At 52.0% G+C, this 13,603-nt stretch carries 16 protein-coding genes; 5 read left to right on the top strand and 11 right to left on the bottom strand.

The annotated features are described in order from the left end of the window. A partial coding sequence (locus Q0510_RS06120) for an arginase family protein (protein ID WP_298709193.1) occupies positions 1 to 789 on the bottom strand: 789 nt, incomplete at its 3' end. 282 nt (positions 790 to 1,071) lie between these two features. Then, a complete protein-coding gene (locus Q0510_RS06125) occupies positions 1,072 to 1,320 on the bottom strand; it encodes a hypothetical protein (protein WP_298709195.1) in 249 nt (82 codons plus the stop codon). 360 nt (positions 1,321 to 1,680) lie between these two features. On the opposite strand from Q0510_RS06125, the gene Q0510_RS06130 reads away from it, so the two are divergent. Then, entirely contained in the window at positions 1,681 to 2,763 is a 1,083-nt protein-coding gene (locus Q0510_RS06130) for a glycosyltransferase (RefSeq protein WP_298709196.1), read from the top strand. A 32-nt stretch (positions 2,764 to 2,795) separates the two neighbouring features. Here the strand turns inward: Q0510_RS06130 and Q0510_RS06135 are convergent, their stop codons facing one another. After that, complete coding sequence (locus Q0510_RS06135; protein WP_298709198.1) at positions 2,796 to 3,146, bottom strand: ArsC/Spx/MgsR family protein; 351 nt, start codon at positions 3,144 to 3,146, stop codon at positions 2,796 to 2,798. Between the two features lie 43 nt (positions 3,147 to 3,189). Here Q0510_RS06135 and polA point away from each other — a divergent pair, with 43 nt between their 5' ends. The 3 genes from polA to Q0510_RS06150 all read left to right on the top strand — a co-directional run bounded on the left by polA (position 3,190) and on the right by Q0510_RS06150 (position 7,927). Further along, positions 3,190 to 6,021 (top strand): DNA polymerase I, encoded by a 2,832-nt coding sequence (polA, locus tag Q0510_RS06140; protein ID WP_298709200.1) that lies wholly within the window; start codon positions 3,190 to 3,192, stop codon positions 6,019 to 6,021. 155 nt (positions 6,022 to 6,176) lie between these two features. Further along, the gene (locus Q0510_RS06145) at positions 6,177 to 6,701 is read left to right on the top strand and encodes a GNAT family N-acetyltransferase (protein WP_298709202.1); all 525 of its coding nucleotides are present in this window, start codon (positions 6,177 to 6,179) and stop codon (positions 6,699 to 6,701) included. A 71-nt stretch (positions 6,702 to 6,772) separates the two neighbouring features. Continuing rightward, positions 6,773 to 7,927, top strand: a complete 1,155-nt coding sequence (locus Q0510_RS06150; RefSeq protein WP_298709204.1) for a C1 family peptidase — start codon at positions 6,773 to 6,775, stop codon at positions 7,925 to 7,927. A gap of 230 nt (positions 7,928 to 8,157) precedes the next feature. On the opposite strand, the gene Q0510_RS06155 is transcribed toward Q0510_RS06150, so the two are convergent. Together Q0510_RS06155 and Q0510_RS06160 are read right to left on the bottom strand one after the other, a co-directional pair. Further along, complete coding sequence (locus Q0510_RS06155) at positions 8,158 to 8,622, bottom strand: hypothetical protein (protein WP_298709206.1); 465 nt, start codon at positions 8,620 to 8,622, stop codon at positions 8,158 to 8,160. A gap of 98 nt (positions 8,623 to 8,720) precedes the next feature. Then, positions 8,721 to 9,338: an L-threonylcarbamoyladenylate synthase gene (locus Q0510_RS06160; protein ID WP_298709208.1), complete on the bottom strand. Its 618-nt coding sequence runs from the start codon at positions 9,336 to 9,338 to the stop codon at positions 8,721 to 8,723. Positions 9,339 to 9,450: 112 nt separating this feature from the next. Between Q0510_RS06160 and mtgA the strand changes: the two genes are divergently transcribed. Continuing rightward, complete coding sequence (gene mtgA, locus Q0510_RS06165; protein ID WP_298709209.1) at positions 9,451 to 10,158, top strand: monofunctional biosynthetic peptidoglycan transglycosylase; 708 nt, start codon at positions 9,451 to 9,453, stop codon at positions 10,156 to 10,158. Position 10,159: 1 nt separating this feature from the next. Here the strand turns inward: mtgA and Q0510_RS06170 are convergent, their stop codons facing one another. The 6 genes from Q0510_RS06170 to Q0510_RS06190 all read right to left on the bottom strand — a co-directional run. Continuing rightward, the gene (locus Q0510_RS06170) at positions 10,160 to 10,450 is read right to left on the bottom strand and encodes a hypothetical protein (RefSeq protein ID WP_298709210.1); all 291 of its coding nucleotides are present in this window, start codon (positions 10,448 to 10,450) and stop codon (positions 10,160 to 10,162) included. Between the two features lie 116 nt (positions 10,451 to 10,566). Further along, positions 10,567 to 10,929 carry a helix-turn-helix domain-containing protein gene (locus Q0510_RS06175; RefSeq protein ID WP_298709212.1) on the bottom strand — a complete coding sequence of 121 codons (363 nt, stop codon included), beginning with the start codon at positions 10,927 to 10,929 and terminating at the stop codon, positions 10,567 to 10,569. Positions 10,930 to 11,040: 111 nt separating this feature from the next. Next, positions 11,041 to 11,346 (bottom strand): type II toxin-antitoxin system HigB family toxin, encoded by a 306-nt coding sequence (locus tag Q0510_RS24840; RefSeq protein WP_366940991.1) that lies wholly within the window; start codon positions 11,344 to 11,346, stop codon positions 11,041 to 11,043. Between the two features lie 227 nt (positions 11,347 to 11,573). Then, positions 11,574 to 12,116 carry an ATP-binding protein gene (locus tag Q0510_RS06180; protein WP_298709213.1) on the bottom strand — a complete coding sequence of 181 codons (543 nt, stop codon included), beginning with the start codon at positions 12,114 to 12,116 and terminating at the stop codon, positions 11,574 to 11,576. After that, positions 12,113 to 12,736: a nicotinamide riboside transporter PnuC gene (gene pnuC / locus Q0510_RS06185; RefSeq protein WP_298709215.1), complete on the bottom strand. Its 624-nt coding sequence runs from the start codon at positions 12,734 to 12,736 to the stop codon at positions 12,113 to 12,115. Before pnuC ends, Q0510_RS06180 begins: the two co-directional genes overlap by 4 nt. 45 nt (positions 12,737 to 12,781) lie before the next feature. Beyond that, positions 12,782 to 13,603 (bottom strand): peptide-N-glycosidase F-related protein (locus Q0510_RS06190; protein WP_298709217.1); only part of this gene is annotated, 822 nt, incomplete at its 5' end.

A 13,603-nucleotide genomic window follows, 5' to 3' on the forward strand; every position in this document is an offset into this window, starting at 1 on the left:
GGAAAGGGCGCAAGCTTCCTCCCCGCTGAAACCGTTGGGGGAAAGGGAGTGCGACGGCGCGTCGGTATGTTTGATCATGCAGATATCGACGGAGAAGAGATCGGTGTTGCGGAGCACGGGTTCGATTTCTTCAATGTTTTCGCGCACTTTGCCGAGGCGGTAGCAGTCGAACCGCAGTTTGTCGAGGGTTTCGAGCATGCGGGGCTGTACGAAATAGCTTTGGAAACCGATATGATTATAGTGGCGGATGTAGTTGGGTTGTTCCATGAACATATCGAGCAGGAAGCGTTGCGATTTTCTCGGCGCACCTTCGTTGAGGTCGATGAGGGCATCGGCCACGCTGACTTCGATGATGTATTTCTTGCAGGCGTAGGCCTGGTATTGGGCGTAGGTAAGGTCGTGGCTGCCGCCGAGGATAACGATGGTTTTGCCGGCGTCGATCAATTCGGTGAGCACGGCTTTGAGCGCGGCGTATGCATCGGCCTGTGAGCGGCCGGGGAGCAGGTTGCCAGCGTCGGCGATGCGGAGGTCGCGGTGCCAGAGGAAGAGGCGGTAAAATTCTTTGCGGATGACGTCGGGCGTGGGCGTGGCGGGATTGCTTCTGCCGTTCCCTCTTTCGTCGCCTGCGCCGAGGAAGATGACGTCGGCGGCATCGAGGTTGGGGATGTGGCCTTGTTGGTAAGTGTCGATGATGTTTCCGACCTGGAGGTCGTCGTATTCTTCATCTTCGTTCAGTTCCGCTTTGGAAACGGGCGACAGGTAATCTTGCAGGTGCGAAAAGTCTATCATCACAACGGATATTATTTGTGCGCAAACCTACAACAGAAATTTTACAAATCATGCTGGGGCGCTGTTCAGTTCATGAACGGCATGGGCAGGACGATGTGGCCGCCTGGCTGGGCGGTCCTTAATATAGAAATTGCGAGGTGGAAATAGTTACCAGAGACAATGCGAAGGCCGGATAAAAAATTGCGTCTGTGCGTTTCGCTTACTACGGAACAACGGATGGAGCGGTCGTGTGGTTGGCCGGAAAGGCTTGCCTGGCCGGTATGGTGGGCGGTTGTGCCCCTTTTAATTTTTGTGGATAATGAACTCAAAGGCCTTCGGCTCTTTGCGGAAGAACGCGCGCTCGAGAACACGGCGTTTACTGGTAACGCGGTGTTTGTTGCAGTCGGCCACCTCTGTGGCGGCTGCCAGGAAGTCCATCGTCTCAACCAGAGATAGCATATCGCTGATCTGCTTCACTTCCTGCTGGATCTCTTGCTCATTATAGCGGTCTTCGTGCAACAAAATGAGTAAATCCCTCTCTACAGGCTTCATGCTAATTACGTTTGATTGTTTTCGCTGTTGTTGACATCAAATGTTTTCGATAACGTGTACACTCTTGCGAAGTGCTTCAGGTATAGGTGGAGATTTTCGTATCAGTGCCGCATCCGTCCTTTTTGCATCGGCGGGCAGCCACAATCGTTTTTCTTCAGCACACTGCAACCTTGCCACGTTAAACTCCCCATTATCAAGAAAACGAAAATCCAGCATATCTTTTTCATGGTCCAATAATAATTATGCTTCTCCAAAAATGCTAGTCTGTCCCGCGGGAGTTTACCTTTTCTTAACAATGATCATTTCTAAATTAAACTATTTTCGCAACAAATTCTGAAATATTTGTCCACAAAACCCGCTGTGCAAAAAAAAGTGCTGGTAGTACCCCTCGATTGGGGCCTCGGCCACGCCACGCGCGACATTCCGCTGATCCGCGAACTCTTAAACGCTGGTTGCGCGGTACTTATTGCAGCCGAAGGAAAGCACGCCGCACTCCTTTCCCGCGAGTTCCCCGGGATCACCATCCTCCCACTGCCGGGATACAACATCACCTACAGCAAAAAAGGCCTCTTTTTCGGCCTCAAAATCCTGAAACAAATCCCCAAAATATGGAAAGCCGTCCGCCACGAACAAGCCTGGCTCCGCAAAACAGTGCAGGAACAAGGGATCGATGCCGTTATCTCCGACAACCGGTTCGGCCTCTACCATCCAGATATTCCCTGCATCTTCATCTCCCACCAGCTGCTTATCAAGACCCCCTTCGGCGGCGTCACCGAACGCATCCTCCAGCGCATCAATTACAAATACATCAATAAATACTCCGCCTGCTGGGTGCCCGACTTCCCGGGAGAATACAACCTCAGCGGCGTACTCGCCCATCCTGCCACATTACCCAACAACACCACCTACCTGGGCTGCCTCTCCCGATTCGAGCCACTGGCGGGCGTTTCCCGGAAATACGACGTGCTCGCCCTCATCTCCGGGCCCGAGCCGCAACGCACCCAGCTGGAAGACATCCTCAAAGCCCAACTCGCCGAAATACCCGGCATAAAAGCGCTCATCGTCAGCGGAAAGCCCGACCAGGCCAGCGAAGCAGCCCCCGCACCAGGGATCACGCAGGTCAGCCACCTCAATGCCGCAGACCTCTCCGCCGCCATGCAGGCCAGCGACATCGTCATCTCCCGCTCCGGCTACACCACGCTGATGGACCTCGCCAAACTCGGCAAAAAAGCCATCCTCATCCCCACTCCCGGCCAATCCGAACAGGAATACCTGGGCAAACACCTTATGCAGGAAGGCTATTTCATCTCCGTTCCGCAACACAAATTCAACCTCCCCAAAGCCCTCGAACAGGCAAAAAGCTTCCCGTTCCGCTCTTTCGGCCGGCCAGAAGACATGAATGCCTACAAAACCGTGGTCCGGAAGTTCGCGGAATCACTTTAACGAAATCCTTAATTTGCAATGGATTAACGAAATCAGAGGGCGCTTTTCAGCGCAGCCACCGTTTTCGCGTCGTTGCCGATGAAAATTTTACCGCCGATGATCGCCACCGGGCGCTTCAGAAACGTGTATTCGTCCAGGATCAGGTCGCGGTAATCCTGTTCGGTCAATTCCTTTCCCGCCAGTCCGCGCGCTTTGTATTGCATCGACCGCCGGCTGAAAAGCGCTTCGTAACTGCCGGCCAGCGCATGCATCTCCTCCAGCTGTTCCCGCGTAATTTTTTCCTTCTTGATATCCTGTAATGCCGCTCCTTTCGCCACAGCGTCCGTTTCCGCGAGAATTCTTGCGCAGGTGCTGCAGGTCGAGAGATAATAAATCTTCTTCATCCTGTAAAATTATGAATTATGGGTAATTGATTACTTTTGACGCATGAGCAAAAAACTCTTCTTATTGGATGCTATGGCGCTGATTTACCGCGCCTATTACGCTTTGATCCGCAACCCAAGGCTCACCAGCAAGGGAAAGAACACCAACGCACAGTTCGGTTTCACATCCACCCTGCTCGACCTTCTCAACAAAGAAAAACCCACGCACATCGCCGTGGCTTTCGATACGCATGCCCCCACCGAGCGGCATACCGATTTCGCCGATTACAAAGCCAACCGGGAAGACGCGCCGGAAGACCTCCTCGCCGCGCTCCCCGATATCAAGCGCATCATCGAAGGCTTTAACATCCCCGTCCTCGAAATCGACGGCTACGAAGCCGACGATATCATCGGCACCGTAGCCTGGCAGGCCGCCAAAGAAGGGTACACCGTATATATGGTGACACCCGACAAGGATTACGGCCAGCTGGTGAAAGACAATATTTTCATCTGGAAGCCGCCGGCGCTGGGCAATAAGGAAGAAATCATGGGGCCGAAGGAAGTCTGCGAGCGCTGGGGCATCAACGACGTGGCCCAGGTCGTGGATATTTTAGGCTTGATGGGCGATGCGGTGGATAACATTCCCGGCATCCCCGGCGTAGGCGAGAAAACCGCCACCAAACTGTTGTCGGAATGGGGACCACTGGAAAATGTGATCGCCAACGCCGATAAAATCCCCGGCAAGCTCGGCGAGAAAGTGCGCGCGGGCGCGGATTCCGCCATTCTTTCCAAAAAACTGGCCACGATTATTACGGAAGTGCCGGTGCAGTTCCATGAAGAAGATTATTGCTGTACCGAAGTCAATAAAGAAGCCCTGTCGGAAGTTTTTTCCGAGCTGGAATTCAAAACCCTCGGCAAACGCATCCTGGGCGACACCTTCAACGCCCTTGCCGCGGAACCCGGAAAGCCCGTTCAGCAGGACCTCTTCGGCAATCCCACCGAGGCGCCTTCTGCCGGAAGCGCCCTCGCACAGCAGGCTGAAGCCATCGAGACCGTAGGGCTCGTGGCCGATAAAAACATCGACAACACGCCGCATAATTATACCCTCGCCGATACGCCCGAAAAGCATGCCGCCCTTGTGGCCGAGCTCATGCAGGCGCCCATTGTCAGCTTCGATACCGAAACTACCGGCACCGACGCAAATGCGGTGGATATCGTAGGGATGAGCTTTTCCATCAAACCCACGGAAGGCTGGTATGTTCCTTTGCCGCCGGCGAAAGATGAAGTGCTGCGGATCCTCGAAACTTTCCGTCCTCTTTTCGACCGTACCGATGCGCAGTTCATCGGGCAAAATGCCAAGTATGATATGATCGTGCTGAAATGGTACGGCATCGAAGTGAAAGGAAAGATTTTCGACACCATGCTGGCTCATTACCTGATCGAACCGGAAGGCCGCCGCTCAATGGACCTCCTCAGCGCCCAATACCTCCAGTACGCGCCGGTTTCCATCGAAACGCTCATCGGAAAGAAAGGGAAAAACCAGGGCACGATGCGCGACGTCGAGATCGAAAAGATCAAGGAATACGCCGCCGAAGACGCCGACATCACCCTGCAGCTGAAAAGCAAGTTCGAGCCGTTGCTGAAAGACCGCGAGGTGGAAACGGTGTTTTACGACATCGAGGCGCCGCTGGTGCAGGTGTTGACGGATATGGAATTTGAAGGGGTGAAGATCGATACGCAGGCGCTGGCCGATTTTTCCCGTGAACTGGAAACCGAAATCAGGAAAGCCGAAGAAAGCGTGTTCCAGCAGGCAGGCGTACGGTTTAACCTGGGCTCGCCCAAGCAACTCGGCGAAGTACTGTTCGAAAAATTGCAGCTCGACCCGAAAGCCAAGAAAACCCGCACCGGTCAATACGCCACCGGGGAAGACGTACTGGCGAAGCTTTCCAGCAAGCATCCCATCGTGGAAAACATCCTCGTGTTCCGCGAGCTCACCAAGCTGAAATCGACTTACGTAGACGCGCTGCCCACGATGATCAACCCGCGCACCAACCGCGTGCACACTTCCTACAATCAGGCGGTGGCGGTGACGGGGCGCCTCAGTTCCAACAATCCCAATCTCCAGAATATTCCCATCCGCACGGAAAGAGGGCGCGAAGTGCGGAAAGCCTTCGTTCCCCGCAGCGAGGAATTCACCCTGCTTTCGGCCGACTATTCGCAAATTGAACTGCGCATTATCGCAGCCATCAGCGGCGACGAAAACATGAGCGACGCTTTCCGCAAAGGGCTCGACATTCACACTGCCACGGCCGCCAAAGTATACGGCGTGGAACTGGCCGACGTCACTTCCGACATGCGCCGCAACGCCAAGAGCGTGAACTTCGGCATCATTTACGGGCAAAGCGCCTTCGGCCTCAGCGAGAACCTGGGCATCCCGAGAAGTGAAGCCAAAGCATTGATCGACAACTACTTCGCGCAATATCCCGCTATCCGCCAATATATGGAAGACCAGGTAAAATTCGCGCAGAAGACCGGTTACGTGCAAACCGTGATGGGCCGGAAGCGCTGGCTCAAGGATATCAACTCCTCCAACGCCGTAGTTCGCGGGTTCGCGGAAAGGAACGCCATCAACATGCCCATCCAGGGAACGGCGGCTGACCTCATCAAACTGGCGATGATTTCGTTGCACAAAACCTTCCGCGAGCACAATTTCCGCTCCCGGATGATCCTGCAGGTGCATGACGAGTTGGTGTTCGACGCGCATAAAGATGAAGTGGATATCATCAAACCGCTCATCATCGAGGGTATGCGCAACGCCATGCCGCCCGACAGGCAGTTTTCGGTACCGATCGAAGCAGAGATCGGAACGGGCGCCAACTGGCTGGAGGCGCACTAGCCGCACATTACGAATTAGCAGACCTAACTATAATAAAGCCGGTATGGAACAAAGATTCCGTACCGGCTTCAGTGAACAAAGCAGCATCGGCACCCTGTTCCTGCATACAGGCCGCACCCCTTGCATATCCGCAAATCGTTTACTAGTTTTCACTTATGATCCAAACCTCAAGGTTACAATTGTTGCCCTGCACGTTACAATATTTTGAAGCGTTGCTGCACGGGAATGAAGCATTAGCCCAGATTTTGGGAATCGACGTACCGGAACAATGGACGGAGTACCCGGAAATGGTACTGGTGGCCTACGACAAGTTGCGCAACGATCCTTCCTTGCTGGGATGGTTTTTTTACCTGGCCATCCACAAGGCCGACAATCGCCTGATCGGCACGGCCGGTTTCAAAGGCAAGCCCAACGGCGACGGCTCGGTGGAGATCGGGTACGAAATTTCCGCCAGTTACCGGGAGCAGGGTTATGCCACGGAAATGGCGGAAACCCTTATCCGTTTTGCTTTCAGTCATCCGTACGTGTCGAAGGTGGTGGCGCATACGGAGGAAGAATACAATGCCGCCGTGAAAGTGCTGCAGAAGAACGGGCTCCGGTTCGCGGGCGAGATCAACGGCCGGGAGGCCGGGGAGCTCTGGCGCTGGGAAATCACCCGGGAAGAGTACGGCGCGCGCTGACCGCTCATCCATACTGTAGTGGACCTTTCCCCGCGATCCCCTACATTTGCCGCCTAAATCTGCAATAAATTATGAGCATGAAGACTTGGATGATAGGGGCCGCAATGCTTGCCGGCGGCTCCGTCATGGCGCAAACGATGCCGCTCACCAATAAAACGGGCAGCGAGTACAAATTCACCATCCTCAAGAGCCAGGATGCCTTTGCCGTTCAAAACCAGGGTCAAACCGGCACTTGCTGGTCATTTTCCGGCCTTTCTTTCTTCGAATCCGAACTCCTCCGTACCGGTAAGGGTAAAGATTTGAACCTCAGTGAAATGTTCGTGGTTCGTAAGATGTATCCCCTCAAAGCCGCCAACTACGTGCGCATGCACGGAAAAGCCAACTTCGGCGAGGGCGGCGGTTTCCCCGATGATCTCCTTTGTCTGAAAAATTACGGCCTTGTTCCGCAGGAAGCTTACGACGGCAACCGCGAGAAAAACTATAACCACGCCGAAATGGTGAGCCTCCTCGAGAGCATGCTCAAACCGCTTGGCGATGCAAAAACCATCAACCCCGCCTGGCAGAAAGCCTTCAACGGCGTACTGGACGCATACATCGGCGCTACGCCCGAGCAATTCCAGTACAAAGGCAAAACCTATACGCCCCAGACTTTCGCCAAAGAGCTGGGCCTCAATGCCGACGATTATGTGATCGTATCTTCCTTCACGCATCATCCTTTCTATGAGCAGTTCGTGCTCGAAGTGCCCGACAACTGGAACTGGGAGAAAGTGTATAACGTTCCCCTGAACGAGTTCACCGAGATCGCCGAAAAAGCTGTTCTTGGCGGATACACCCTCGCATGGGCTGCCGACGTGAGCGAGCGCGGTTTCAATTTCAAGGATGGCCTGGCCATCGTGCCTGAAAAAGAATGGGCGGATTACTCCGAAACAGAGCGCCAGGCGCTGTTCACCAAGCCTGCAAAGGAAAAAACCATCACGCAGGAAAACCGCCAGCTGGCCTTCGACAACTTCGAAACGCAGGACGATCACGGTATGCACATCACCGGAATCGCCAAAGACCAGGACGGCAAGAACTACTTCATCGTGAAGAATTCCTGGGGCGCAGTTAACGGCTGCGGCGGCTACTTCTACGCCTCCGTTCCTTACTTCGCCTACAAAACGACCTGCTATATGGTGAATAAGAAAGCCATTCCCGCTGCGATCGCAAAGAAAATGGGTATCAAATAACCTGGTAAAGAAGCAACGTTTTTGATTACAGGGCGCCTCCGCAAGGGGCGCCCTTTTCAATTCACAAGGCCGTCAATCAAAGAGCTCATCTTCCGGATGCTGTCGTTTGTAACGGTAAAATGCCCGCATGGTCAATGCCAGCTTTTTTGGAAAACAAGTATCAATTCCCCTGACCCTCGTAAGCGCAACCACCATTCGCGGAAGGCCTTTTCTATTGCCCTTTTTTCTTCTCATCTTGAATAGCATTTAATTTTTTTTACAATAAATGTTCCGGTTAAAACTTCCCTCGTTGGATCAAATGGCATCCTCACTTCAGCGCCTCCGCAAGTCCATAAAACAGAAATTTGGAACTGTTTGGAAAACCTGGCGTAGTGCCGCTTGAGTATGATGGAATATATCCGGGTCCGCTGCATCGTACTTCCCGTAAAGTATAATGTCGCTTTAGGATGCACCGCCATAAAATCCTCTATAACCCTAACTATCGTTGAAAAAATCTTCACAACATCCCCATTGTTGGATTCAGCGGTATCATCTACCCAATATTTATCGATCAGATCACCGAACCCAACATTGAAATGGTTTTCCTGCAGCATCTTAAATTCCACCCGCTTCCGGATGAAGCCGTGAACGCCTTCGCTGTCAAAATCGAAACGATTACCGCCGCGCGGTACTATTTTGTATGGGTCAACCGACAATGGAAATCCGTTTCGTGCAATATCTGATTTGCCGAAATACGAAACTTTTTTTTGGCCCTGAATTTTAGTGAGAATATCTCCGGAATCCGGAGATCATTTTAGCTGATTGCATCCCAATCCCCCGCACCCTCGCGCACCAATACCGGCTCCGCGCCCGTGCAATCGATCACGGTCGACATCTGCACACCGCCGGTTCCTCCATCCACCACGATATCCACCAACTTCCCGAACTTGTCGTGGATAATCTCGGGATCGGTATATTCCTCCACATACTCGTCCACCGGCAAAGACGTGCTCATCACAGGGTTCCCCAACTCCTTCACCAAAGTCCGGCAAATAAGATTGTCCGGCACGCGGATCCCCACCGTATCGCGCTTCGTCTTGATCATCTTCGGCACCTGGCGGCTCGCGGGCAATATAAAAGTATACGGTCCGGGTAATGCCTTTTTCAACATCCGGAACAGCGGCGTATCCACACTTTTAGTATAATCCGTCAAATGGCTGAGATCATAGCAAATGAAGGAAAAATGCGACTTTTTCGGGTCGATCCCCTTGATCCGCGCGATCCGTTCCACCGCTTCCGGCTTGAAAATATCGCATCCCATACCGTACACCGTGTCTGTCGGATAAATCACCACCCCGCCGTCGCGGAGGCATTCGATAATCGTTTTAAGATTCCGGGGATTCGGGTTCTGCGGGTGCAATTCTAGTCTCATAATCCTTCCTGTTTATAGTAATAACAATCTTTCGCGGATCAATGTTGGCCGGTAAATTACAACCGTATCCATAATCTTGCTAACTTTCCGCCCTGTTTCGAAATCAAAACGGATGAAATTAAAAGGAATCGTCCCGAGAACGTGGAGAATCATCAAGCGGATTTTTCTTATTCTCTTTATTGCACAACTGTTATACATCATCCTGCTGCGCTGGGTGAACCCGCCCGTCACCATGACCCAGATCGGCAGCTGGTTCTCCCTCATCGGAACCGATAAATCTTTCCAGCGCGATTATGTGGACCTCGGCGATATGTCGCAGCATGTCAAACTGGCTGTTATTGCCAGCGAAGACCAGCTGTTCCCGGACCACGACGGTTTCGATTTCAAATCCATCGAAAAAGCCCTCAAACATAACCAGAAAAGCAAAAAGATCCGCGGCGCGTCCACCATCAGCCAGCAGGTCGCCAAAAACGTTTTTCTCTGGCAGGGCCGCAGCTGGATCCGGAAAGGACTGGAAGTGTATTTCACTTTTATGATCGAACTGGTGTGGAATAAAAAACGCATCCTCGAAGTATACCTAAACGTGGCCGAAACCGGCGAAGGCATCTTCGGCGTGGAAGCAGCTGCGCAGGCATACTATAAAAAACCGGCCTCCAACCTCAACCGCGAAGAAGCCGCGATGATCGCCGCATGCCTTCCCAATCCGGTCAAGTACGCCGTCAATCCCCCCGCCCGCATCACCGTGTGGCGGCAGAAACGTATCCTCCAACAAATGCGCAACCTCGCGGGAGATCCCGACATTGCGGAACTTGTCAAGTAGCCTATAAATTCTTCAGGATCCCGTAATTGTGTAATTCATGCACTAAATCTTTTACCGGTTTTTGTAAAAAATCCGGGAATTGTGTCAATTCGCGCAAAAGCCTGTGGGTAAGGGTTCTGCCGTAGATCGGCTGAGTTTGCGCCAAACGATATTCAGAAAGCGCCATCCAAAGCATCGTACGGTTGTAATCGTCCAATTCCTTGTCTTTTAACATCTCAAAAACGGCATTTTCGAAGAGATCACGCGCTTTCGATTCCACGAACGCCCGTCCGAGCCGCGTGGATGTACCCATATAATGCAACGGCGCCGTCCCTTGCACCCGGAAAATACTCCCGATCAGTAATCAATAGAAATAAAAAACGTAGCAATATGCTACGTTGACCTTGGCGCTTATTGAACTGCTGTTGTCTATAAACTTTCTAAAAGTACATTTCCGTCCACCTGAAATTTTTCATGTAAGCCTTTCAATACTTCCAGATTCGGTTGCTTATTACCTGATAATATCCCAGAGACTAGAGATGCGGATACTTGTAATGCAGTTGCCAACTGCGACTGATTAAAATCTCTGTTTTGCATTACATGCATTAGAATAGCCCTTATGTCAGGCTTTAGAGGCATGGGGTAGAAATCTTCTTCCCATGCCTCTACTGCAGTGGACAATACTACAAGTCGCATTTCTTCAGCTGAGGTAAGATCTTTCTCGAGAATCATTAATAATGATTCGATTTCCGCCAAAGCCTCGTAATACTCCTTTTTATTTGCAATGTTCATTTTTGACTTTCCGTATTTTCAATTTACTTCTTCTAATTACTTCAATTTGTTTTTGATTCCTAATAAGATGAAATTATCACCAAGTCACCTATTCATTCTTTCTACACTTACCTAAAGGGAGCTTAGCGTCCCTCTATCGTTATGTCGGTCGTATTCGCTATGCGTTAATACCGCCCGGACGAATACCCTTTGAATCTTATATCTGATAATGGCCACCAACCTATAATTATTGCCGCCGATGTTGAAAACACAACGGTCATTTTCTATCAGATCGCAAGCGCCGAAAATTTCTTTCAATTCGTTTAGATTTTGCGGCTTCGCTTTCTTCATTCTTTGCCACCATTCATTTAGAGGAATGGCTGCTGGAGGATGTTTCTTGCCAAAATCATCTATGGGTCCTCTCGATATAATATGCATAAATTACTGTTTCAATTTTGGTTTTAGCCATAATAGACGATTTTGAGTTTGTATTATTTAACTTTCACGAGGAGTTGCAATTTCCTCCCGGCAGCATTATAGAGGCGCTGCGCTTACCTTATTTTCTGTGTTTACAAAAATACATCATTTCTCAGAATACAACAAATTTCCATTTGGAAAATAATTTCCAAAATGAAATCTGTTCTAACTAATTGAAATTAAATTGATTAAGGTGTTAAAAGTAACCCGAGATAATAAATTAGTTCTCGCACCGCTGTGGCGGCGGTTTCCAGCCGCTGGTTGTGGTCGCCGCGGATATCCGCCCAGGGAACGCCCGAATTGATGACGATATCCCTGTATATATTATAATAGTAAGTCCTTTCTTCGGGGAGCGGGTGCTCGCGGAGGGGATCGTCTTCCCAGGGGATATCGATATAAGTAAGCAGGTAGCCGTGATATTGCCGTTTGGCGATGAGATCGAGGATGCGCGGGTCGCAATCCCTATATTTCGCCTCGCTCCAGACTTTGATGACGTAAAGATCGGTGTCGCAGATGATGAAATCTTTCCCCCGGGCGGCCGCTTCATCTTCCACCGCCAGCTGCCCCAGCGCGATGTGCCATAGGTCTTCTTTTTCATACGGACGGCCCAGCCCTTCCAGGTAGGCGCGCGCGAACTCAGGGACCCACTCCGTTTTATACAGGGCCGCCAATTGCTGGCTGAGGGTGCTTTTGCCCGTGGATTCCGGGCCTATGACTACAATTCTCTTCACGCCTGTCCGTTTAGCTGTTCGCGGTAGATGCGGCGCCATTGGAAATATCCGCTGACGGCCACGATGAACAAAATTACGGTTAATACCGCCGTTGGCGCAAGTCCTTTATACAACAACAGCGGTACCGCGATAACATTCGACACGTTCAACATCACCCAGTTTTCGATCTTCCGTTTCGCCAGCAACCACATCCCGCTCCAGGCCGTAGCCGACACCAGCGCGTCCAGCACCGGAACCGTACTGTCGGTGTAAGATTTCAACACCCACCAGATAAACGCCCATCCGATCACCACGATCCCCAGCGCAATCTGCCAGTCGCGGCGGCTCATCCACGAAATCCCTACCGCATCGTGCCCGTCTTTCCGCCGCGTCCAGTTAAACCAGCCGTAAATGCTCATGATGAAATAATAGGCATTCAGTCCCGCTTCAGCATACAACCCTACATCCGGTTTTGCGAACAGGTACGTGAAAAACCCCGTGCTGACGAGCCCCGTCGGGTACACCCACACGCTGTTGGCACGCGAGCAGAATACGCTGATGATCCCGAAAACCACTCCCGTGGCTTCCTGCCACGACATCAGACGGAAGCCGTCGATCACCTGCTGAAAAAATGATTCCATATAAAATTAAAAAGGCCGCCAAGCCGGCGGCCTTTGACAAAGATACTATTCCTGTTCACCGATCAATATACCGGAAACATTCCAGAAGCTGAAACTGCCGCCTTCAGGTTTACCCTGCGGGATCGCCACCTGGATGGTGTGCTTGCCGGGCGTGAGTTGCGGCATCGGGACGTCGACCGGGAGCGTCAGCGTGCCGGGGCACCAGTTGGAACGGCTCAGGTCGGACGACGAAAGCCCGTTGCCGAAGTTCCCTGACGCGGGGTTGAGCAGGCGGTACGTGGCGCAGTCCTCCCTCCAGGGAAAGAAGTGGTACACGCGCTGGCCGTCCACGAAAATTTCGTTGAGTTTCGGATTGAACTCGTCGCCGCCGCCCCAGCCGCCGTGGCCGGTGGTGATGTAGCGGAGCTTGAGGTTTTTCACGCCGGCAGGAACGTTTACCGTCACCGTCAGCGAGTCTTTATCGAAAAGGGAAGCGTATTCCTGGCCTGCCATTTCCATTACATTGGTAGAGTTGAACACCGGCTGCACCCACTTTTTCGGCTCGGGACGGCCTTCGCCGCCGTCGTAACCGGGATAATATTTGAAATTCAGACTGGCTTTGTGGCCGCCTTTATCGTAGTTGCCGATGTAAATCCCGATATACACATCGCCCTGCAGGCGCGGCGCGAGATCGGAAATATCTTGTTTATAGACGGCAGAATCCGCCCAGTTGTACCCTTTTATTTTAGCCTGCGCATTGAAGTGGCGTACGCCGAAGGGCGTGAAAAAGCGCATCAGCTCCAGCGGCGGCAGGTAGCTGAACTGGCCGCCACCATAGCCGTTGGGATAGATCGAGCCGACGTTGCTCTGGCGGCGACCGTCGATCAG

The sequence above is a fragment of the uncultured Chitinophaga sp. genome, from assembly GCF_937874145.1.
Lineage (GTDB): Bacteria > Bacteroidota > Bacteroidia > Chitinophagales > Chitinophagaceae > Chitinophaga.

Excerpts from the sequence above, each read along its gene's own strand:
- Q0510_RS06125 (WP_298709195.1), bottom strand. The coding sequence starts at position 1,320 with ATGAAGCCTGTAGAGAGGGATTTACTCATTTTGTTGCACGAAGACCGC.
- Q0510_RS06135 (WP_298709198.1), bottom strand. The coding sequence starts at position 3,146 with ATGAAGAAGATTTATTATCTCTCGACCTGCAGCACCTGCGCAAGAATT.
- polA (WP_298709200.1), top strand. The coding sequence starts at position 3,190 with ATGAGCAAAAAACTCTTCTTATTGGATGCTATGGCGCTGATTTACCGC.
- Q0510_RS06145 (WP_298709202.1), top strand. The coding sequence starts at position 6,177 with ATGATCCAAACCTCAAGGTTACAATTGTTGCCCTGCACGTTACAATAT.
- Q0510_RS06150 (WP_298709204.1), top strand. The coding sequence starts at position 6,773 with ATGAGCATGAAGACTTGGATGATAGGGGCCGCAATGCTTGCCGGCGGC.
- Q0510_RS06160 (WP_298709208.1), bottom strand. The coding sequence starts at position 9,338 with ATGAGACTAGAATTGCACCCGCAGAACCCGAATCCCCGGAATCTTAAA.
- mtgA (WP_298709209.1), top strand. The coding sequence starts at position 9,451 with ATGAAATTAAAAGGAATCGTCCCGAGAACGTGGAGAATCATCAAGCGG.
- Q0510_RS06170 (WP_298709210.1), bottom strand. The coding sequence starts at position 10,450 with ATGGGTACATCCACGCGGCTCGGACGGGCGTTCGTGGAATCGAAAGCG.
- Q0510_RS06175 (WP_298709212.1), bottom strand. The coding sequence starts at position 10,929 with ATGAACATTGCAAATAAAAAGGAGTATTACGAGGCTTTGGCGGAAATC.
- Q0510_RS24840 (WP_366940991.1), bottom strand. The coding sequence starts at position 11,346 with ATGCATATTATATCGAGAGGACCCATAGATGATTTTGGCAAGAAACAT.
- pnuC (WP_298709215.1), bottom strand. The coding sequence starts at position 12,736 with ATGGAATCATTTTTTCAGCAGGTGATCGACGGCTTCCGTCTGATGTCG.